Annotated in this window: 22 protein-coding genes; 13 read left to right on the top strand and 9 right to left on the bottom strand. The window is 29.7% G+C overall.

Annotated features, from left to right (window positions below; all coding sequences use genetic code 11):
- The first annotated feature begins 130 nt into the window (after nucleotides 1-130).
- The 3 genes from CUEA01_RS02825 to CUEA01_RS02815 all read left to right on the top strand — a co-directional run bounded on the left by CUEA01_RS02825 (nucleotide 131) and on the right by CUEA01_RS02815 (nucleotide 3,315).
- Nucleotides 131-1,363 (top strand): glycosyltransferase family 39 protein, encoded by a 1,233-nt coding sequence (locus CUEA01_RS02825; protein WP_234117759.1) that lies wholly within the window; start codon nucleotides 131-133, stop codon nucleotides 1,361-1,363.
- A 64-nt stretch (nucleotides 1,364-1,427) separates the two neighbouring features.
- Nucleotides 1,428-2,123 carry a response regulator transcription factor gene (locus tag CUEA01_RS02820; RefSeq protein ID WP_234117757.1) on the top strand — a complete coding sequence of 232 codons (696 nt, stop codon included), beginning with the start codon at nucleotides 1,428-1,430 and terminating at the stop codon, nucleotides 2,121-2,123.
- On the top strand, nucleotides 2,113-3,315 hold the full coding sequence (locus CUEA01_RS02815) for a sensor histidine kinase (protein WP_234117755.1): 1,203 nt from the start codon (nucleotides 2,113-2,115) through the stop codon (nucleotides 3,313-3,315). The genes CUEA01_RS02820 and CUEA01_RS02815 overlap by 11 nt, the downstream gene beginning before the upstream one ends.
- Before the next feature lie 93 nt (nucleotides 3,316-3,408).
- Here the strand turns inward: CUEA01_RS02815 and CUEA01_RS02810 are convergent, their stop codons facing one another.
- Nucleotides 3,409-3,948, bottom strand: a complete 540-nt coding sequence (locus CUEA01_RS02810; RefSeq protein WP_234117753.1) for a DUF4865 family protein — start codon at nucleotides 3,946-3,948, stop codon at nucleotides 3,409-3,411.
- A 250-nt stretch (nucleotides 3,949-4,198) separates the two neighbouring features.
- Between CUEA01_RS02810 and CUEA01_RS02805 the strand changes: the two genes are divergently transcribed.
- The 4 genes from CUEA01_RS02805 (at nucleotide 4,199) to CUEA01_RS02790 (ending at nucleotide 6,690) form a co-directional block, all read left to right on the top strand.
- Nucleotides 4,199-5,044 carry a LysR family transcriptional regulator gene (locus tag CUEA01_RS02805; RefSeq protein WP_234117745.1) on the top strand — a complete coding sequence of 282 codons (846 nt, stop codon included), beginning with the start codon at nucleotides 4,199-4,201 and terminating at the stop codon, nucleotides 5,042-5,044.
- Between the two features lie 170 nt (nucleotides 5,045-5,214).
- Entirely contained in the window at nucleotides 5,215-5,628 is a 414-nt protein-coding gene (locus CUEA01_RS02800; protein WP_234117743.1) for an SRPBCC family protein, read from the top strand.
- A 1-nt stretch (nucleotide 5,629) separates the two neighbouring features.
- A complete protein-coding gene (locus CUEA01_RS02795; protein WP_234117741.1) occupies nucleotides 5,630-6,076 on the top strand; it encodes a MarR family winged helix-turn-helix transcriptional regulator in 447 nt (148 codons plus the stop codon).
- A gap of 155 nt (nucleotides 6,077-6,231) precedes the next feature.
- A complete protein-coding gene (locus CUEA01_RS02790) occupies nucleotides 6,232-6,690 on the top strand; it encodes a GNAT family N-acetyltransferase (protein WP_234117732.1) in 459 nt (152 codons plus the stop codon).
- A 198-nt stretch (nucleotides 6,691-6,888) separates the two neighbouring features.
- On the opposite strand, the gene CUEA01_RS25090 is transcribed toward CUEA01_RS02790, so the two are convergent.
- The 6 genes from CUEA01_RS25090 to CUEA01_RS02760 all read right to left on the bottom strand — a co-directional run bounded on the left by CUEA01_RS25090 (nucleotide 6,889) and on the right by CUEA01_RS02760 (nucleotide 11,581).
- Nucleotides 6,889-7,506: a DUF4362 domain-containing protein gene (locus CUEA01_RS25090; protein ID WP_234117730.1), complete on the bottom strand. Its 618-nt coding sequence runs from the start codon at nucleotides 7,504-7,506 to the stop codon at nucleotides 6,889-6,891.
- A gap of 90 nt (nucleotides 7,507-7,596) precedes the next feature.
- Nucleotides 7,597-8,226, bottom strand: a complete 630-nt coding sequence (locus CUEA01_RS02780) for a class I SAM-dependent methyltransferase (RefSeq protein ID WP_234117722.1) — start codon at nucleotides 8,224-8,226, stop codon at nucleotides 7,597-7,599.
- 54 nt (nucleotides 8,227-8,280) lie between these two features.
- The gene (locus CUEA01_RS02775) at nucleotides 8,281-9,216 is read right to left on the bottom strand and encodes a bifunctional helix-turn-helix transcriptional regulator/GNAT family N-acetyltransferase (RefSeq protein WP_234117720.1); all 936 of its coding nucleotides are present in this window, start codon (nucleotides 9,214-9,216) and stop codon (nucleotides 8,281-8,283) included.
- 100 nt (nucleotides 9,217-9,316) lie between these two features.
- Nucleotides 9,317-9,526 carry a hypothetical protein gene (locus tag CUEA01_RS02770; RefSeq protein ID WP_234117718.1) on the bottom strand — a complete coding sequence of 70 codons (210 nt, stop codon included), beginning with the start codon at nucleotides 9,524-9,526 and terminating at the stop codon, nucleotides 9,317-9,319.
- A 25-nt stretch (nucleotides 9,527-9,551) separates the two neighbouring features.
- Nucleotides 9,552-10,802, bottom strand: a complete 1,251-nt coding sequence (locus CUEA01_RS02765; RefSeq protein ID WP_234117716.1) for an aminotransferase class III-fold pyridoxal phosphate-dependent enzyme — start codon at nucleotides 10,800-10,802, stop codon at nucleotides 9,552-9,554.
- Between the two features lie 11 nt (nucleotides 10,803-10,813).
- Entirely contained in the window at nucleotides 10,814-11,581 is a 768-nt protein-coding gene (locus CUEA01_RS02760; RefSeq protein ID WP_234117715.1) for a hypothetical protein, read from the bottom strand.
- A 257-nt stretch (nucleotides 11,582-11,838) separates the two neighbouring features.
- Here CUEA01_RS02760 and CUEA01_RS02755 point away from each other — a divergent pair, with 257 nt between their 5' ends.
- The 3 genes from CUEA01_RS02755 to CUEA01_RS02745 all read left to right on the top strand — a co-directional run bounded on the left by CUEA01_RS02755 (nucleotide 11,839) and on the right by CUEA01_RS02745 (nucleotide 14,818).
- Nucleotides 11,839-12,693: a helix-turn-helix domain-containing protein gene (locus tag CUEA01_RS02755; protein ID WP_234117713.1), complete on the top strand. Its 855-nt coding sequence runs from the start codon at nucleotides 11,839-11,841 to the stop codon at nucleotides 12,691-12,693.
- A 30-nt stretch (nucleotides 12,694-12,723) separates the two neighbouring features.
- A complete protein-coding gene (locus CUEA01_RS02750) occupies nucleotides 12,724-13,485 on the top strand; it encodes an SDR family NAD(P)-dependent oxidoreductase (RefSeq protein ID WP_234117711.1) in 762 nt (253 codons plus the stop codon).
- 91 nt (nucleotides 13,486-13,576) lie between these two features.
- A complete protein-coding gene (locus tag CUEA01_RS02745; RefSeq protein WP_234117701.1) occupies nucleotides 13,577-14,818 on the top strand; it encodes an MFS transporter in 1,242 nt (413 codons plus the stop codon).
- Between the two features lie 409 nt (nucleotides 14,819-15,227).
- On the opposite strand, the gene CUEA01_RS02740 is transcribed toward CUEA01_RS02745, so the two are convergent.
- Entirely contained in the window at nucleotides 15,228-16,100 is an 873-nt protein-coding gene (locus CUEA01_RS02740; RefSeq protein ID WP_234117699.1) for a helix-turn-helix domain-containing protein, read from the bottom strand.
- A gap of 542 nt (nucleotides 16,101-16,642) precedes the next feature.
- Here CUEA01_RS02740 and CUEA01_RS02735 point away from each other — a divergent pair.
- The 3 genes from CUEA01_RS02735 (at nucleotide 16,643) to CUEA01_RS02725 (ending at nucleotide 20,548) form a co-directional block, all read left to right on the top strand.
- Complete coding sequence (locus CUEA01_RS02735) at nucleotides 16,643-18,049, top strand: amino acid permease (RefSeq protein ID WP_234122109.1); 1,407 nt, start codon at nucleotides 16,643-16,645, stop codon at nucleotides 18,047-18,049.
- A gap of 42 nt (nucleotides 18,050-18,091) precedes the next feature.
- A complete protein-coding gene (locus tag CUEA01_RS02730) occupies nucleotides 18,092-18,682 on the top strand; it encodes a HutD/Ves family protein (RefSeq protein WP_234117691.1) in 591 nt (196 codons plus the stop codon).
- A 252-nt stretch (nucleotides 18,683-18,934) separates the two neighbouring features.
- Entirely contained in the window at nucleotides 18,935-20,548 is a 1,614-nt protein-coding gene (locus tag CUEA01_RS02725) for a glycosyl hydrolase family 28 protein (RefSeq protein ID WP_234117681.1), read from the top strand.
- Between the two features lie 564 nt (nucleotides 20,549-21,112).
- Here CUEA01_RS02725 and CUEA01_RS02720 read toward each other — a convergent pair.
- Nucleotides 21,113-21,997: a cysteine peptidase family C39 domain-containing protein gene (locus CUEA01_RS02720; protein WP_234117679.1), complete on the bottom strand. Its 885-nt coding sequence runs from the start codon at nucleotides 21,995-21,997 to the stop codon at nucleotides 21,113-21,115.
- Between the last annotated feature and the right edge of the window lie 49 nt (nucleotides 21,998-22,046).

The following is a 22,046-nucleotide window of genomic DNA, read 5'->3' as shown; positions in this document are numbered from 1 at the left end:
ATTCAAAAATACCATATACTCAATAATAAGTAGTCTAATTATATTTTTAATTTGTTTATTAATAGGATATTTTATTTATAAGCTTTTGAAAAAAGGGTATTCTTATAAAGTGATTTTATTAATAATTTTATTGTTATCATTCGCATTAAGACTATTATATATTTTATTAATAGATGCTGAGCCTTTTTCAGATTTTCAAATAATTTATAATTGCGGTCAAAAATTTGCATTAGGAGATTATTCTGTTTTTAAGGGTACAAGCTACATAGGTAGATTTAGTCACTTAACAATATTAACAATATATTTCGGCATGATAATCAAAGTATTTCCAAATCCTATATTGGTAATTAAATTAATAAATATAATTTTATCTACGATAAATGTGTATATTATTTATTGGATAAGTATAGAATTATACGAAGATAAAAAGAGAGCAATTATGATTTCTTTTATAGCATGTACATTTCCACCGTTTATATTTTATAATTCTGTGCTTTGTTCAGAAAATTTAGCTATGACATTTTTTATAGGAAGCATTTACTTATTTCTTTTAGTAATAAAAGGCAAAAAAGGATTGCGATGGATTATTGCTTCAGGATTGTTATTAAGTATAGGCAATCTTTTTAGAATGGTAGGTATTGTTATATTAATAGCATATATTTTTTATTTAATAATTTGTCATGAAAATAAAAAATGTATTAAGATGAGTATATTATTAATTGTTTCGTTTTTAAGTCCATGGATTACTGTTAACAGCATATTGTTAAAGTTAAATATAACAGAATATCCACTTTGGCATGGAAGAGAACCTGCTATAACATCTGTTTTAAAAGGTACAAATATTCAATCGCTAGGTATGTGGAATAAGGAAGATAGTCAAATATCAGAAAAGTATAAGTTTAATTATGATAAGGTTCAATCAGTTTGTGAGTTAATTATAAAGAAAAGGCTAATAAGCACACCATTATATAAATTAATAGGATTTTATATAATTAAATTTATAGCACAATGGTCAAGTGGTGACTTTTCAGGAGCATATTGGTCTACTGGAAATTTAAGCATATTAAATTCAAGATTTAATTTGAGTACGGTATTATTTTTTTATTCTCAACTAGTATACCTTATTTTAATGATATATGTATATATACAATTATTTAATATAAAACAATATTTAGATAATAAGTTAATAAGTTTACTGTATATAATTTTTTGTGGTTTTGGTTTATTTTATTTAATTATTGAGCAGCAACCAAGATATGGGTATATAATATCATGGGTATTTGTATTATTAGGAAATTATTATCCAGATATGAAAATGTTAATTCCTAATATTGGAGTATGCAAACAAAAGTCAAAAAAATAACATTGCGTAATGAGATGTAATATAATAGTTATAGTTATTAATAATAGAGAAGGTGCTATAGTTTATGAAAAAAAATGCAGTGTTAGTAGTTGATGATGAAAAGGATATACAGGAGTTGATTGGAATTTATTTGACAAATGAAGGATTGAATGTTGTTACAGCCTGTGATGGCATTGATGCCCTAGAAAAACTTAAAAATAATGATATTGATTTAATAATTTTAGATATAATGATGCCTAAACTTGATGGAATAAGGACATGCCTAAAAATTAGAGAGGAAAAAAAGCTTCCTATTATTATGCTTTCTGCTAAGAATGAAGATTGCGATAAAATATTGGGGTTAAATGTTGGAGCTGATGATTATGTTACTAAGCCGTTTAATCCATTAGAACTTACTGCAAGAGTAAAATCTCAACTTAGGAGATGTTTTAATTTTAATGAAGCAAAGAAAGAAAATGAGGATGAGATAATTATTGATGGACTTACTATAAATAGAGCTTCAAGAGAAATTTTTGTTGAAGGTAACTTTGTAAGGCTTACTCCATTAGAATTCTCTATATTAGAAGTCTTAGCGCTTAATAGAGGTAGAGTTATGAGTACAGAACAGATTTATAGTAATGTATGGAAGGAAAGCTTTAATAATGCAGATAATACTGTAGCTGTGCACATAAGAAATATAAGGGAAAAAATTGAGATTAATCCCAAGGAACCTAAATACATAAAAGTGGTATGGGGAGTGGGATATAAAATTGAAAAATAGAATTAATAAATTATTATTTGGAAGTGTAACAAGGGAACTACTATTTGTTATGTTATTTTTTATTTCTATATCGGCATTTTCAGATGTAGTACATGATATTATGCTATATGGTATACATTGGTTTATATCAAGTGTAATACGTAGTTTTATATCGGGTATAATACCAGGCATAGCAATAGTATTAGTAGTCTATTTAAAATTTAAAAATAAGATTAAGGAGCTATTATTAGGAACTAGAATAAGAGAACTGTTATCATTCTTTTTTTTATTTCTTATTTCTTTGAGAGTATTGAGCAATATCATAACTATTCTAATATTGATTTATTTATTAGTTAGAAGAAAAGCCGAATATATTAAAAGTATATGCCATGGTATAAAAATAATTTCTGAAGGAAATTTAGATTTTAAAATTAAAGTAAGTGGACATGATGAATTAGCGATTTTAGCAGAAGAAATAAATAATATGTCACTTAAGCTGAAGAACAAAATTCAAGAAGAAAAAAATGCTGAAAGACTAAAAAGTGAACTTATAACAAATGTGTCTCATGACTTAAGAACACCACTCACTTCATTAATTGGGTATATCCAGCTTGCGGTAAATGATAATATGAGTACTGAAGAAAAAGACAAATATGCAAAGGTGTCCCTGGAAAAATCACAAAAGTTAAAAATATTAATAGATGATTTGTTTGAGTATTCCAAGCTTGAGAGTGGAGGTGTTAAGCTTGAAAAAGTAAAAGTTGATATAATAGAAATAATGGAACAAAGTATTGGGGAACTTTCAATTCAGGCAAGTGAAAAAGGCGTAAGATTTAATAAAAATTTTAAAAATGGCAAATTAGAATTATTAATAGATCCTAGTAAAATAGCAAGAGTTTTTACAAACATTATAGAAAATGCTGTTAAATACAGTGTTGAAGGAAGTAATATAAATATAAATTTATATGAAACTGGCAAAAATATAATTATTAATTTTGAAAATGTAGTTGATAGTGTTTTAGAAGAAAATCTAGAAAAAGTATTTAATAGATTTTATAGAACAGATGAATCAAGAAACTCAGAAACTGCTGGATCAGGATTGGGCCTAGCCATAGCAAAAAATATAGTTGAATTGCATGGAGGAAGAATATGGGCTCAAAGCGAAAACAATAGGTTCATAATTAATGTAGAATTAATGATGCCAATCGTCTGAACAACTGGAATTATAAACTATGGTGGCAAGTATATTCTACACCATAGTTTGAACTGCTTTATCTCTATTTGAAGCAAAATTATTTATATTTTTTTAGAGAGATACATGAAGTATACTATAAATTATTGCTTTTTCTAATTTTACTTTGCTTAGTTCATTTACAAAATAAAATACGTGATATTTCCATTTATCAGGATTATAAATAATTAAATATTCTTTACTTTCCATATTAATGATATCTTTTTCTATCTTATCTTTTAAATTTTTGAGGCTTTCTTGAGGCTCTATTTCCTTTATTATTTCAAATGCATATTTACTATCTTTAATTTTATCTGTTGTTTTATCAATTAAAGGTATTCCTATACTTACTTTTTGCCAACCAAAAGAAGTTATTATATTATCATAAAATCCATCAAATAAAAAATTATTTAATCCATTACTGTCTTTCCAAATGTATAAAGGACAATAACTATTCTGTAAATTTTTATTTACTCCTTTTTCTGTTATAAGGTACATTTTAAATTTCAAATCTTGAAATCCATCTGTTTTATATCCATTATTATCTACCCTTCTTCTTATTATTTTCATATCATAATCCATTGGTAATACGATTTTATATTGCATTGCTATCATTGACTTACGACCTCCTTTTGACTATAAGTGTTTTACAATTACAGTTTAAATCCTTATATAAAAATTGTATAATACTTATAAATAATACTTAATATCATTATTAGTGATAAAGATAAACCACTGTGAAACTTAAAATTTATTTGTACCAAAATGCCGTCTTCTGGGCATTATGGTGCACATGAATTTTAATAGTTGAAATGGTTTATTTATATATAAATAAAAATTAGTATTGATGAAAGGCGTTTATACTATGGAAATTAATGATTTAAGAATATTTCAAACAGTTGCTTATGAGAAGTCTATATCTAAAGCGGCTTTAAAGCTTGGTTATGCACAATCTAATATAACTATGAGAATTAAGTTTCTTGAAAATAATTTGAATACTACTTTATTTATAAGAAGCAATAAGGGATCTACAATTACACCTAATGGTGAAAAGTTACTTGAATATGCAGATAAAATTCTTGAACTTATAGATAGAGTTAATGAAGAGTTTCTTGTGTCTAATAGCACTTCTTCTATTAAAATTGGAGCAACTCAAACTATATCTGCCTCTATTTTACCCAAAGTATTTTCCTTATTTCATGAACGAAATCCGGGAGTATCTATGATATTGAAAACACAAGAGCATAAAGTTCTTCTTGATATGATTATAAAGGGTGAATTGGATGGTGCTTTCGTAGCTAGTGAGATTGTATCTGCTAAAGTTAAAAAACTCTTTACTTTCAAAGAAGAAGTTGCACTAACATCCTCCGTAGAAATTAACAATCTTAATGAGTTATCTAGTCCAATAATAGTAAATTCAGATCATGAATGTCCTTATCGTAAACTCTTACAAAAGTGGCTAATTCGCAATAGTTTTAAGGTTAATACAATTGAATTTGATTCATTGGAAGCTATTCTTAAGGGAATTACAGAAGGTTTAGGAGTGTCCCTTTTGCCTAAGAGTATTTTGCAAGAAAACAGCAGGTTATTTATATATGATTTAAAAGACGAATTTAATGAATTAGAAATTAAGTTTATAGTTAATAAAGCGTTACGTATGAATCCTTTAGTTAAAAATTTTGTTAATATAGCAAAGGAGTATATTAAATAAATAACAAGTAAAACTATATCTTGATTTGCACTTATTATTTTCTTATATGCCTTAATTAACTTTCATACCTCCTTGACAAAAAATAAAATCTATATTATAAATATGCTTATAATAAGTACATTTATAATATAAACATTTACTATAATTATTTATGTAAAGGAGAATGAAAAATGAAATTACAGTTTAAAGTAAAGGTGGATGCACCTAAAGAAGTTATTTGGTCATATTATGCTGATCCTACGAAGAGAAAAGTTTGGGAGGAGGATTTAGAAAGTATCAAATTTAATGGAGAGGTGGAAACAGGAACTACTGGAACAATGAAATTAAAAGGTATGCCAGAGATGGATTTTACACTAATTAATATTGTTAATAACGCTGCCTATTGGGATAGAACGGATGTGCCTGGAATGGGGAGCCTAATATTTGGACATGATATTTTACAAGAAGGTGGGGAAACATTTATTCAACATTCTGTAACACTAGATAAAGAAAATCCTTCAGAGGAAGATTTGAATTTCCTTAGTGGTGTATTTTCTGATGTTCCAAGTTCAGTTATGAAAATTAAAAAGGAGGTTGAGATATAAATTGGAATTTCCATCAGATCGCTTTAAAGATGATGCAGAATCATCCACTGGTCTTCTTTTTATACGTGTATATAATAAGTGGCACTCAATTATTAATCAAGAACTTCGTAAATTAGGAATTACGCACCCTCAATTTGTTGTGCTTACTACATTAAATTTTCTTAGCCAATCCAATGAGAATATAACACAGGTAAGTATAGCTAAGATGGCAGATATGGATGTTATGTCAGTATCACAAATTATTAAAGGGTTAGAAAAAAAAGAATTTATAAAGCGAGCTGTCAATCCTGAAGATAGCAGGGCAAATTCTGTTATACTTTTATCGAAGGGGCAAGAAATAGTAAGACTTTCCCTTCCTATTATTGAAAAAATTGATGAAGATTTTTTTGGTGTTCTAAAAGAAAATGAGGCCACTTTGCGTAAATATCTTAAAATTATTACGAATTAAGTGTATTGCAGGATATTAATTTGGGCTTTGTTAATGAATAGTGTTGAAAATAAGATACATCCTAATTGTTAATGACACCCATATAATGTATAATTAGGCTTGTTTACAATGGCAATTTATTGTGAATTAGCTATATATTTGGGGGGAGGTAAAAGATGGCTGAAGTTATTGTACATGAAATGAAATACTATGGTGGAGAAGTTAATTCGGATATAGATGTGGTTAATTATTGCGATGATTATTACAATGATTATCGAAGCATTTGTTGCGATTGTTTTCGTGAATTGAGTATAGCAACAAGCCAAGACCCACATGCATTTTACACACGTGAGGAAATGATAAAAAAGAAATACAATGTTTTTATCATATTTATTGGAGAGGAAATGATAGGCTCTGTTGAAATATATGATAATATAATAGACCATTTGTTTGTAAATAAAAAATATCAGAATAAGGGATATGGAAAGAGACTTTTATCTTTTGCTATTAGTTGTTTGCAAGAGAAAGGAATCAATGATATTACTTTATATGTTGCAGATTTAAATAAAGAAGCTATAAATCTATATATAAACAATGGATTTAAACGTACCAATACAATAATAGATAATTGGTAAGAATGAGAGTAATTTGTATTAGATTTACCTAACAATATTCATTTTTAACGAACTAAAGGCAATCTTAATTGGTTGCCTTTGTAATTTCAACATTGTTGTTAAACATAGCCCAAATTTTATTTAAATCATCCTACAGCACACTTAATTCACAATTACAGTGGGCTGAGTTATATTAAGCGATACAGTTATTTGAGCTTATCAATTTTTTATACTACTTTTAAGAAAGCTAATTACAGTTCCATCCATATCTTTTGGAGTGTCTTTGCTTTGAAGAGTGCTATATCTAATGGAATTACCTGAGCACATTTTTAGCATTTTATATAGATAAATTGGTTTTGCTGGTATAAATTTATCTTTATTAGAGTAGGTATCATAAGCGGTATCTTTAATTACTTTACCATCAGTTTCATATTCTTCAAGTTTATTGACTAAAAGCGAACCATTGTTGTCTGATATTCCCTTGATTACTCTAACATAACTTTGCTTACCGCTATTGAAGCAGTTAATGAAGTTATCAAGTGATGCAGTATTATACACTTCAAAATCGCCATTAGATTTTTTAGAAATCATTATTACACTGCCGTTTCTAATGGATTTTTGAAGGTCTCTAGCATCTTCTAGGTATGGTTTTATTAAGTTATTGCCTTCTTTATATGATACGTCTAAGGCTTTAGTATCTTTGGTAGCAGCAACTTTGTAATTGGAAGTTTTTCTAACTACATTTGTTTTAGTAGAAATATTAGAACTATTATTTGTACATCCATTGATAATTAGAGCTATTCCACAAATGCCTGCCAATAATATATGCTTTTTCACTAAATTCACCCCTAATGTATATGCTTAATGTTTAGGTGAATGATACCATAAATTACAAATAAATACTAGGAGGTTTTTGTTAAATATTAGTTATTGATTTACTTTATTTACAAAATCTAATCTTATGAACCTTTTCATATTTGGTAATAAATCTTCATCTGAAAAGGTCAAACTATACCCAATTTTACTCATAGCTTTTACGAGTGAATCTTTTTCTATATCTTCATGTAATAATGAAACTTCATCAAAAACTTTGATATAAGGTGAATCTGACACAAAATTATTATTATCATTTTTTTGGATTACACAAGATACATATTGCGGAAGGTTTTTTGATATTTGTTTTATAAACATATCAATACCAATATATTCAATGAATAAATTTGCAATTACAATATCTGCTACAGGTAAATCATTTGATATATTAGATAAATCTAATTTTTTAAGCACAAGACAATCTGTTAAATTTCTGTACTTTTCTTTACATGTATCTAAATAATCTTTATTTATATCAATGCCATATACTGTCTTAATTCGTGATTTATCTATATGCTCTAAACCATTTCCACCTGCTATTCCTAAAATGGCAATCGTTGAAATTCTATATTTATATATTTGTGATTTCATAATTTCACTTAATTTCTGCAACTGATATACTGATGGTAATTTCATATGATTCTCATAATCTTGAATTGAAACTTTTTCCCAAGGATTACTCACTTTATCACCTTCCTATTTATATATAATCTCATCTTGTCGTATTCAGCTTTAATATTATTCTTTATCATGATCTAAATATAAATCCCAACGCTCTTCCTTAACTAACTTATCAGCCCAGCTAGTGTTATCAATTGATTCAGTCAACTTAAAACCATAACTACTATATATGTGACGTGCTGTTTTTAGTACATCTGCTGTCCAAAGAAAAACATGGTTATATTTTTTTTCTTTACAAAAATCCATTGCCGTTTTAATAAGCTTATGCCCTAACCCTTTTCCTCTCACTTTTGGTTCAATAAGAAACCATCTTAACTGTGCAGTAGCATTGTCTACTTTAGCTATAGCTATTACCCCAACAGGAGAAGAATTCATTTCTGCAATCCATATATTTTCTTTAGCCTTATCATAATATTTATTAAATTGGTATAAATATTTTTCAACATAATCTCCAAAAATTGATGAAAATCCATACTCATGCTCATATAGTTCTCTATGTTTTTTAATAATATAATCCATGTCCTCAGGCTTATACGTTCTAATTTTAAAAGTCTCTTCAGGAAAAGATAGTGATCCTTTTATATACTCCATAGACTCAACTAACTTTTGTTTTTGTTCGTCTGTTAAACTACTTACTAATTTCCACACCTGATTGTTAGATCTTTCTTCAAGCTCTGATAATACTTGCTTTCCTTTTTGTGTAAGTTTAAGAAAATTTAAGCGTCCATCTTTCGGACTAGCTTGTTTAGTAATCAGCTCATTACATTTAAATCGATTAATAATTCTACTCAAATATCCCCTATCAATATCTAGTTTATCAATCAAAACATTTGCAGTGCAATCTTTTGTTATACTAATTTCAAGAAGTACACGAACTTCAGTTAATGAATAATTTGTATTAAGTATGCTTTGATTTAATAGTCCCAAAATATTTGTATAGAAGCGACTAAAACTCCTTACTTCTGAAATTATTTTATCTTTTTTAACATCCATGAAATCTCTCCTATCTATAATAATATTTAGATTAATATCATTATAACGCAAATTAGTTGACTGAGGCAATTAATTTTGAATTTTATATATTTTGTCTCCATTATATACACATTCTAATATTATCAACAGGACTTTTAATCATAACCTTTCTTGAAACAAAATAAGAAGGAGAACTGTGGCCTTTTTTGTGCTCTAGTTTTGTTGGGTACATTATTAAGTTTTTATTTATATTACAATATTTATCATTTGCCTTTAAGTAAGAAAAAAAGAAACAACCTTCTTCTATCTGATTAAGATTGTTTCTTTTCACACTTATTTAAAACATAGCCTTTAAATTAATTTAATTTACGTAAAGCATTAAAAGCATCTTCTGCTATATCTATTGATTTTTTGATATCCTCTTCTGTTAAAGCAGCATTTATAAAATGGTTGTGATGAGATGTTATAAAAATACCTCTTTTTACACATTCTGCAACCCATTTTTGATGAAGCATCAAAGAGTCATCATCTGCAATTCTCAGATAGAATAAAGAAGGATGCCCAGAAACCACTAAGTTAAAGCCGTTATTTTTAGCAGCTGCTTTAAAACCCTCTGTAAGTTTAGTTCCGAGTGACTCAAAAAGTTTAGGAGTGTTTAAAGCCTTCATTTTATTAATGCAAGCAATACCAGCTGCAAATGGTACCGCACTCATCCAATAGCTTCCTGTATATGATAGACTGCTTACTGTATCTTTTAAAGAAGCAGTTCCACAAAGAGCAGAAACATTGTATCCGTTGGCAAGCGCCTTGCAAAAACAAATCAAATCTGCTTTAAAGCCAAAATAATGGTCTGAACCAGCAAGGTCCATTCTAAAACCTGCACGAACATCATCAACAATTAGAACCACATTGTTTTCATCACATAGTCTGCGGACTTTTTGCCAGTAGCCTTCGTCAGGATAGAAATTATCTGCAAAATTGCCGTGCATATATGGCTGTCCAATTATTCCCGCAATTTCCCCTTTGTATTCAGAAAAAAGCTTTTCCAAAGCTGGATAATCGTTAAAATCTACATATAAGTTATTACAAACTTCTTCCTCCAAAATACCAGGATAATCAAGCTTTTGAGCCCAAGGAGAAACACCATGATAATAACCTTTAAAGAATACTATCTTTTTTCTATGAGTTGCAGCCCTTGCCGTCATAATAGCTAGGGAAGTAACATCATTGCCGTTTTTAGCAAAAAAGGCCCAATCAGCACAAGCGACAGTGTCAACTAAAAGTTCAGCAAAATCAACCATTATATTTGAGGGAATAGTAACACAATTTTCTTTTTTTAATTGCTCAAGTGCTGCAGCATCAACATCTGGGTCACAATAACCAAGAACATTTGGGCCATAGCCACACATATAATCAATATAATCATTGCCATCTAAATCCCAAAAGTGAGATCCTTTGGCCTTAGATGAGAATAGCGGAAAAGCATCATGAGGTACATAACAGCCTTCTGATGGACCTTGATGTCCATATATTCCAGATGGAATCACCTGAAAAGCACGTTTAAACATTTCTTGGCTTTTTGTATATTTATTAATAGGAAAACTCATAACCTTACCTCCTAACTTAAATACTGGCCAACACGATCCAGTATTCTGTTCATATTATCAATCATATTAATCATTCCACACATACTAATGCTGCCGTTGCATATACAAGCCATAGCACTTACTTCGCCATTTAGCAGCTTCCCTGCAAGTTCAAGACTTGCAAATTCCATAATAGCCCTTGGATTTTCACATTTTTCTTTTATTGTAGTTAAATGATGGTCTTTTACCCTTACAGTAATCCCCATAACATCTTTAACATTTATTGCAATGTCCCCATCTGGAATAAGATTAGCACTAAATTTTCCACTCTTATCTTGATTTCCTATCTGCGCAATGGAAGCAGCTGCTGTATATAATGTAAGCTTAGTGCTAATTTCACTGAAAACTAAATCCTTTAAATTTTCTTTAGATGGCTTAAGATATTTTGTTAAAGTATCCGTTAGTGGAACCAAGGTTTTTAAAAGAAATGATAATTTTGTAAATCCTTTCGTTGGAATAGGCGTTCCCTTCCCATCAATAAAGTTATTAAACTTTTCACAAGATGAAAACGGAAGTTTAATAGTACATGCACTGCAGCCTTCTTTAATACTGCAGGAACCATCAACAAATGTTAATGTGGCACTTGGCCCATTTTTCACTTCAAACCCAATTGATATAGGAGGCTTTCCCTTTAACAAGTCCTTTGCCTCTTTTGCCAATTCACATAGGTTTTCTAAAGTACCAAGTATAGCGAATAAATTTACGTAGGCTAAAGCTTTACTATCCTTTTGTGTTAACAAAATACATTCCTCCCTACTAGGCGATTTCTAAATTAATAATAATATTGCTTTATTAGTATTAATATGATAAATAATCAACTAATTATATATATATTTTATAACACAAGTTTTATTAGGTATAGTAAAAAAGGGCACACCTTAATCTGTTGACAATTATTAATTATCATGTATATAATGAAAATATGTATTATATTTTTAAAATTTCTTTTGTTTTATTGCAGAACTGTTAACAGAAACATTAAAACGTATATTCTATTATGGAAGGTAATGATCCTATGGAAAAAAGTTATTTTAAATCTAATTTTTATGCACCATATCAACCTGGGTTTGAAAAAAAAGTAAACTATCAAAATTATGTGATACCGATTAACCACCCATTATTTGAAATAGTCTCTGATTTTTATCAATTTGAATCAAATACTATAACAAACAATGAAGTATGTGTGATACCAGATGGATGTATAGACCTTTTATTTACATACACTGAAGATGGAGTAGCAAAAACGGTAGATGGGTTTTATAGAGAAAAAGTTATTATTCCCATATCTGTAAGAGGGTGTGCCTTTGGTGTACGATTTTTTCCTGGGGCAATTACAAGTATTTTAAAAATAAACACTTCAGAATTAATTGGAAAACAAATACCTCTTATGGATTTGATAAACTCTGATTATGATTTAGATAAAATGAATGAAACATCAAACTTTAATGGTAGGATTACACTTATGACAAATTACATTTTAAAAAAAATAAATAAAGTTTATGATTCTTCTAAAATTGTTCATTACTCTACTAAAAAAATAATTAGTTTTGGTGGTAATATTTCCATATCTGAATTAGCCAGTGAAACCAGCTATACCATTAGATATTTGAGAGAAATTTTTCACAAACATGTAGGCGTTTCACCTAAAGAACTATGTGATATTATAAAATTTCAAAACTCATTTGCTACACTTTCAAAATTTCGAAATAATAATATTACATTATCTCTCAGCAATTTTGCCATACAAGCTGGATACTATGATCAATCTCACATGAATAAAAGCTACAAAAAAATAGCTGGAAGTTTACCACAAAAATTATATATGGATATGTTTTCTCAAAAGGATTATTAATATATCTGAATTTATACAAGGAGGGCAATTATGAAAATAGCAATCATAACAGGTGCTTCTTCAGGAATTGGAAAAGAATTTGTAAAACAAATAGCTTCTTTTGAGGTATTGGATCAAATATGGATTATTGCTAGAAGAGCAGAACGCTTAGAAAAAATAAAACAAGAAATATCACCTAAAGTACGTCCAGTAGCTTTAGATTTATTAAAAAAGGATAGCATACAAACTATTAAACAATTGCTTGAAGAAGAAAAACCAGAAGTAAAAATATTAGTTAACTCTGCTGGTTTTGGAAAATACGGAACATATAGAGATTTAACTGACAATGAAATTGACGATATGATTGATTTAAACTGTAAAACATTGATTCACATGACATATGCATGTCTTCCATATATGAAGGAAAAGGATAGAATAATTATGTTAGGTTCTTCATCTGCTTTTCAGCCACTTCCAGAATTCAATATGTATGCTTCTACTAAAGCTTTTGTTGTTCACTTCAGTCGTGCACTTAATTTTGAATTAAAAAGCCGTGGAATTTCAGTAACATCAGTATGCCCAGGTTATGTACGAACAGAATTTTTTGATGTAGCTAAAGATACAAAAAATCCTGATACGTGTAGAAACTTTAAGCCACTGTATGAACCAGAGGATGTTATTAAAAAGGCATTAAAAGATAGCGCAAGGGGCAAAGATATGTCTGTACTAGGTCTACATGTAAAACTACTTCGTTTAATGTCAAAATTATTACCTCATAGTTTCATTATGAGAAGTTGGATGAAAATAAAATAGCCAAACGTACTAAAGGAAGCTATGTTTTAAATAAGTGTGAAAATCAACACTTATTTAAAACATAGCCAATAAAAAAAGGGAGGTGTTCTTTATGAGCGGTACTGAGAGGATGACGTATAAATACAGATGGGTAATACTCGCTATTTTTTCCGTTATTAATGCAGTTATACAAATGCAGTGGTTAACCTTTGCATCGGTGGCAAGTATTGCACAAAAGGTATATAAAGTATCATCATTTCAAATTGATAGTCTTTCCATGATATTTATGCTTGTTTTTATTGTTGTTTGTATACCTGCTTCATATATAATTGACAAATTTGGAATTAGAACTGGAGTTGGAATTGGTGCAATCCTTACAGGTATATTCGGCCTTTTAAAAGGAATTTATGCTGGAAATTATAATGTTATCTTATTCGCCCAATTTGGACTCGCGGTAGCGCAACCTTTTATATTAAATGCTACAACGAAAATTGGCGTCAACTGGTTCCCTATCGATGAAAGAGGTGCTCAAGCGGGAATATCCTCTTTATTTCAATACTTAGGTATCATCTTTGCAATGGTAGTAACCCCTATGCTTGTAACTTATACTTACATTAATGGGCAAAAAATTTATAATTTAAAATTTATGCTTATGTTCTATGGTATCATTTCCATTGCAAGTGCCATATTAGTTATATTGTTTTTAAAGGAAAAACCTCCAATACCTCCTGCAAAAGAAAGTTCAGAGAAAAGATTAAAAACTGTTGAAGGTATTTTGTATATTATTAAACAAAAGGATATGATATTTTTATTAGTTATATTTTTCTTTGGACTTGGAATGTTTAATGCCATCAGTACATGTATTGATAAAATATGTAAGCTTAAAGCTTTAGATGCTGCTAAAACAGGTATTGTAGGCGGAGTAATGTTAATTGGAGGTGTTGCAGGAGCTTGCATACTGCCTGCTTTATCTGATAAATTAAAAAAGAGAAAATTGTTTTTAATTTTACCCCTTTTACTCTCTTTACCAGGACTTTTAGGACTTACTTTTGCTAATACTTATACTGGAACTTTAATATCTTCATTCATTTTTGGATTTTTTCTTATGAGTGCAGCACCAATAGGCTTTCAGTATAGTGCAGAAATAAGCTTCCCAGCTTCGGAGTCTTTATCTCAGGGATTAATCATACTTTCAGGACAAATTTCCGGGATTTTCTTTATTGTGGGTATGAATATGTTCTCAACTCAGCTATGTATGTATATATTTATTTTACTTACAGCAATTAGTTTATTATTAAGCTTCATTATTAAAGAATCTCCTATGATTTTGGAAGAAGATAGGAGAGTAAGCTGAATTTAATACCATACTGCAAGCCAAGCACAAACTACTATTTTAAGAATGAAAAAAATTTTTTAAAGATACAAAAATAAAAAATACGCACTTTTAAATACAATTAAAAGCTTGGGAGCCATTGAGCTTAATAGGATTGCCAAGCTTTTTATCTTCTTCAACTAGAAGTATTCTTAAGCAAACTACCATAAGGTACTAAGAATTCACTTTTAGGGTTTTTCTAAGATGGTATTTTATGTTCAACTGTAGAATATATTAGCAAAATCTACTAAAAAGTCTTTTTTTCATCATAATTCATAATACTTTCTGTTCTAATAATTATTAAAACATATGTTGTGTAATAGCCACATTAATTACAAGTAATATTACCCTGCTTTTAACTACAATAGCAAGGTAATACACCTAGGTGATATTAATTCAGTGGGAAATAGAGGTCCAAATACATAAAACCATTCTCTTCAAGTTTTTCCTCAAGCCAGTACATCTCCTTATTGACTTTACTTTTACTGCAATCGTGCATATATCCATTTAATCTTACCCACTCAGTCAATCTCCTCCATCCGGCTGGTATAACTTCAAATGGATTTGAAAACGGGTTTGTTATTCTTAATATAGCATATTCACATTCATCTATTTTTTTCAGTTTTATTCGTTCAGATACATTGGTATTATCTTTTACTTTTATCCAATATTCATATCCTCGGAGACCCTTCTGGCTTTGTTCTTCTGAAACAGGAACGTCAAATCCGAATTGTCTTGACTTAATGTCAATATTATTATTATCCATCCATTCTGTCATAAAATTTATTACTTCTGCCTCAGGATTATCGCTGATTACATATGAACTTGCCACATACATGGTATTAAGTTTTTCAATCCTTACATCACTAAAATTATATTCCATATTTATTCCTCCCCAAATTATAGATTTATTTTCTTTAAGCATTAGTTTCTCCGGTATAGCATAATTCTTGTTCCTAAATTTAACTGGTGATTCGCCATACTCGTTTTGAAATGCTCTTCGAAATGCCCGCTCTGAGCCATATTGAAAATCAAGGGCAATATCAATAATGCGTATTCCTCTGTTTACATCCTGCATTGCATAAGCTAATCGTCTCTTTCTTACATATTCCATTAATGGCACTCCAACGAGTAAGGTGAATAGCCTATAAAAGTAATATTTTGAGAATCCTGCAACCTCCGCACAAGCTTCAATTGTGATAGGCTGCTTAATATTCTCTTCAATATAATCTATGGATTTCTGTAGATATTCAATATAACTCATAAACTCACTCCCCGTTGCAACGTAATTTAATTATACTGCATAGTATTAATACATTAAGGACATCTTTTGCTTTTTTAAGCTAGAGATTGAAAAAAGTGCTCAATCCCTTAAGGATTAGCACTTTTTAATGCACTTTAATAATCTTAGCTGTATTAATACTAGTAAAATAATAGATTCATAGGAAGCCAACGTCATTTATGATACACTTATCCGTTCTTAATCCTAAACTTTTATTGGTATTTTTATACACTCATGTGTGACGGTGATAACGTATAACATAAAAAAGCACGGTGTAAATTAATAAAATATCAAACAAAAAGCTAATAATATAACGATTTATCAAAACATGTATTGACATTTATTCGTTTTTTATGTATATTTGAATGAAGATATTAATAATATGATATTCGTGAATGAACTTATTATTCATAAGGATAAATTGTAAATAATGCGTGAAAACAAAAGAGGAGGTAACTTTATTGGATGTGAATTTAAAAGAAAAGCAACCTGAAGAATTACAAAGAAATTTAAAAAGAAGACATATGAATATGATTGCTATAGGAGGCTCAATAGGAACAGGTCTATTTTTTACTAGTGGTAACACAATTAGTAGTGCTGGTCCAGGTGGAGCCATTGCAGCATATACAATTATGGGAGTTCTAGTATATTTCTTAATGACCTCTCTTGGTGAAATGGCAACAATGATACCAAACTCTGGGTCCTTTGAAACTTATGCATCTAAATTTGTTGATCCAGCACTTGGTTTTGCACTAGGTTGGAATTATTGGTTTAACTGGGCAATTACTGTTGCAGCAGAATTAGTTGCAGCTGGACTTGTTATTAAATTTTGGTTGCCTAATACAGGTACAACTATTTGGAGCGTAGCCTTTTTAGCTATTTTATTTGGCTTAAATTTGTTATCTGCCAAGGCATATGGCGAAGGAGAGTATTGGTTCGCAAGCATAAAGGTTGTGACAATTATTGTATTTCTTATTGTTGGTGTGCTCATAATATTTGGAATCATGGGGGGGCATGCCGTAGGCTTTAGCAATTGGGTACTTAAGGATGGAAAAGGTAATTCAGCACCTTTTGTAGGTGGGGGAATGGCTATACTTATGAGCTTTTTAACGGCAGGTTTTTCTTTTGCAGGTACAGAGGTTGTTGGATTGGCTGCTGGTGAATCTGAAAATCCAGAAAAAGATGTACCGAAAGCAATAAACTCGGTGTTTTGGAGAATACTTATTTTTTACATTGGGTCAATTATTGTTATTGGCTTCATAATTCCTTTTACTGATCCTAATTTATTAAAAAATGGTGTGTCTGATATAGCATACAGTCCATTTACCATAGTATTTAAAAGATCTGGAATTGCTATAGCAGCATCAATAATGAATGCAGTTATATTAACCTCTGTTCTTTCGTGTGGTAACTCAGGAATTTATGCAGGATCTCGTATGGTATACGCCATGGCTAAACAGGGAAAAGCACCAAAGATGTTTGGTAAGGTAAATAAAAGAGGTGTTCCAATAAATTCACTGATTTTTACATGTATTATTGCGTCAACAGCATTTTTTGCATCACTTATAGGTGATGGTAAGATATACACTATTCTATACAACCTATCAGGAATAACTACCTTCATAACATGGCTTGGAATAGCAGTTTGTCATTACAGGTTTAGGAAAGCTTATGTTGCTCAAGGAAAGAAAATTGAAGATTTAAAATATAAGGCTTTGTTATATCCCTTTGGACCTATATTTGCAATGATACTTTGCACTGTTGTCTTATTTGGTGCTAATATATGGGTGTTTCAAGTTAAAACCTTCAGTTGGTTTGATTTTATAACTAACTATGGTAGTATTCCTTTATTTCTATGCTTTTACTTTGTATATAAAAAGATGCATAATACAAAGGTAGTTCCATTGATGGAATGTGATTTTGAAAAGTAGAAAAAATGTTATATCTTTAGTGGGAAGAAGGAAAGCGTGTAAATGAATATTGAAGTAATTAAAAAAGAAAGTTATAGTGTTTCGGAGTGGTCAGGCGGAAAAACAACTGAACTTTGTATTTATCCTAAAACTTCAAAATACAGCGATAGAAACTTTATGTGGAGAATAAGTGCAGCAACTGTAGATATTGAAGAATCAACTTTTACTAATCTGCCCGGTTTTTCAAGACAGCTTATGGTTACGGATGGGGAAACTGTTTTGGAACATGAAGGAAAGTATAAAGTAACTTTAAAGCCATTTGAAAAAGACAGTTTTATGGGTGCTTGGGTAACTAAAAGTTATGGGAAGGCTTCTGATTTTAACTTAATGACCTCTGAAGCTTGCAGTGGAAATATAGAAGTGTTAACTGTTAATGATAAAATAGAAGTAGGAATCAAAGGCGAAATTAATGAATATTTTTATTCTATCGGTGGAGATATTGAATTTACAGTGGGAAATGAAAAGTTCTATGTTAGTGAAAAAGATTTATTTTGCGTAAAACATGAGTTGAAGGATGATGAAGCTACAATAGTTATTACAAATAAGACTTGCAAGGAAGTTAAAATTATAGTAACTACTGTTAAGCAGAGCTAGAAGTTTTACAAATAAGGATAAGAAGTATAGTGAGTGATTATTAGATTCATTTAAATCAGATAATGCATTCTTTGCTTCTTATTTTTATTTGTAATAATTTATTTTAAGAGTAAATATTTATATGAAAGTAAGTATTTAATCTATAAAAATAAGGTGTATATATTTAAAGATAAAAAAATATATTTACATATTGATTTTTCAAAGTAATGGATTATAATGAAATTAAAGTATATTCATTTGGGGGTAATTTTTATGAAGAAAAAAATTTTGGGAATCAGTATTTTATCAACAATGTTTTTCGCGTTAAGTTCTCTTTCTAGCTTTAATTTAGTCAAAGCTGTTAACGTTAACAATTTAGTCGCTGCACCGCAAAACCTTATGGTTCCAAACTTAGCTTATTCAAGTTCAAGCATTACACTTGTATGGGACAAGCCAACCGTATATTCAAATGTTAAAGAATATGATATTTATGAAAACGGTAAACTTGTAGGTAACACTACGAATTTAAATTATACTGTACAAAATTTAACACCTAGCACAGCGTATTCATTTACAGTTCGTGCAAAAGATGGTAATAATGTTGAAAGCGATGATAGTAATGCTATTTCTGAGACTACTACACCTACGGCAGCGGTTTTTGATGTAACTAAATATGGAGCTGTTGGTGATGGAAAGACAATAGATACGAAGTCTATACAAGCTGCAATTGATGCTTGTACTTCAGGAGGAGTAGTTGTAATTCCAAGTGGTACGTTTGTGTCTGGAGCAATATATTTGAAGAGCAATATGTCATTAGAAGTTGATGGAACACTTCTTGGAAGTGACAATCCAAGTGATTATGCTTATTCAAGTATGAGATTTCCATATTATTATCAACCTAATTATATGGGATTAATAAATGCATATACAACTAATTATGGAAGCCTTACGAATATAAAGGTTTATGGAAAAGGGACTGTAAGTGGAGGTACTTATACAAGTGGAAATTTAACTGCATTAGGAAGTGCTGAAACAAAGTTAAAAGGGGATAAAGGAAGAGGAGACTTAATAACAGTAAAGGGCGTAACAAACTTTTATCTTTCTGGTTTAACATTAATAAATCCAGCCGAGCACACTATATTTATTAGTTATAGTAAAAATATAACTGTAGATGGTATTTCAGCAAAGACTTATGGTATTCACAATGCAGATGGAATTGATGTAGCTACTAGTGATACTACAAAAATTTTTAACAGTTATTTTGACAACGGAGATGATTGTATAAATTTTAATGCTGGCTATGGTGAAGATGCCGTTAAGGAAAATATACCTTGCAGTAATATAAGAGTATTTGATGATAACACATATAGGGGACATGGTGGTGTAGTGTTTGGAAGTTATACTGGTGCATGGATTAAAAATGTTATGGTTGAAGATTGCAATTTTAATGGGACGAATATAGGCCTTCGTTTTAAAACAAGTAAGTATATAGGTGGAGGAGCTACTAATGTAACTGCTAGAGATATCACAATGAGTAACATTGTAAATGATGCTATATCTCTTGATAGTAACTATTCTTTAACACCTGTTTCAAATCCAGCTGTGCCAGGAGTATTTCAGAATGTAACAATCCAGAATGTTACTTGTCAAACTGCAGGAGGATATGGAATATGGATTAATGCTCTTCCAACAGCCTATAACTCTGGAATAAACCTAACAAATGTGACCTTAACTTCTTGTAAAAAGGGAGCAAGTATTTCCTATCTAAAGGACAGTACATTTACAGGTGTGTCACTTGTGAATTGTGGAAAGGCACCATGGAATGTTTCTAATACTTCTAATGTAAATTTTGTAAGTTGTACACCAACTTTTAGCACATCAAAATAAATATAAAATTAATGCGAATTAAGTGTATTGCAGGATATTAAATAAAATTAATAAATCTAAGGTAAAAAACTTTAAAATCCTAAGAAGTTTCAATAACTCGATGAAAAGAAGCTCAGACAATTGAAACATCTAAGGATTTTAAAGTTTTTTACCTAAGATTTATAAAATTTTATTTAAATCATCCTACAACACACTTAATTCGCAATGTACATGGTTTTAAATGTAAAAATTCCTCCGTGCCTACGGAATTTTGGTTTATTGCAAGAAAATAGTTTTTAAATTGTTATAATTACTGTTTTGAGTTAGAAAATAAATATATATCGTGAAACAAAGATGTAGTGGATTAATCAAAGAACCTTTGGTAGGGGTAGGAAAAAAATGATGTTAGGGAATAGTGGTGAAAAAATTTGCTGCTTAGTTTTATTAATTTTATTTAGGATTTTGAGCCGCTATTCACTAACATCATTTTTCTACGCCTACCAAAGGTTCTTTGATTTTGCACTACACCTTGGTTCGCAATGTTTATTTATCGTACATCAAATAAATTTCAGCGATAGTTAAATATTATTTACCGTATGCTATTTTTATTTTATTAGGATTTAATTTTGTACTAATTTTATTTTGTGTTAAATCATTGCTCATAATATTGCTGATATTTAACATTGATCCAGAATTACTGTCAACTACAATTGCATAGTTCCACCAATTACTCATGGCATTCATTAATTGTTGAGATGCATAATATCTGTCTTTTCCTTTTGGCTGACCATCACTATAGGTTTCATCCCAATTGTTAGGGTCATAAGTTTCAAAGTATGTTTTACCATCTACAACTATATAACCTTTTACAACAATAAAATGTCCTCCTTCATAATCATAAAATCTTCCTACTCTTTGTTTTTGATTAGAATTATAATTTAAATAGCTTGTATCTACACATAATATAAGTATATTTCCTTGTTGCAGGTTATATTTTAAAAGAGATTCTCCAGTATTGTTTACTACAGAATAGTTGGCATTATTTAAGCTAAGATAATTTGTTACATCAGATGTTTTCCACCATCCGCCATTTTCTAGATAAGTATTTCTTGCATCTTCAGCAGTTTTAGAAAAGTTTGGGTAATACCATTTTAAAGCCATTGTAGTACTTGAAGGACCACAGTTATTATTTGAATAAGTACCAGTGTTTCCTTGATCAATATACCAAGAGTAAGGTTTATTATTAGATACATATTCACTTTCCAAAGTTCCTAATCCCCAACTTTTAAGGGTGGATGATGGAATGCTTGTACCATTATTAGCTAGGTTAATTGGTGAAGTGATATTAATGGATTTGTTTAAAGATGTAGATTTTGCATATGCCGAATTTGATGTTAAAGAAAAAGGATTTACTAATGTTGCAGTCAACGCAGTTAATGCAAACAGTGATTTAAAAAGCTTTCTTTTCATTTTTGAAATTCCTCCTTTGAATAATTAAAGTTTATACTTTACATTTAAC

Origin of the sequence: Clostridium hydrogenum (genome assembly GCF_021432385.1) — a bacterium.
Taxonomy (GTDB): domain Bacteria; phylum Bacillota; class Clostridia; order Clostridiales; family Clostridiaceae; genus Clostridium_S; species Clostridium_S hydrogenum.
The sequence above is the reverse complement of the archived record's forward strand: the minus strand, read 5'-3'. Positions and strand labels throughout refer to the sequence as shown.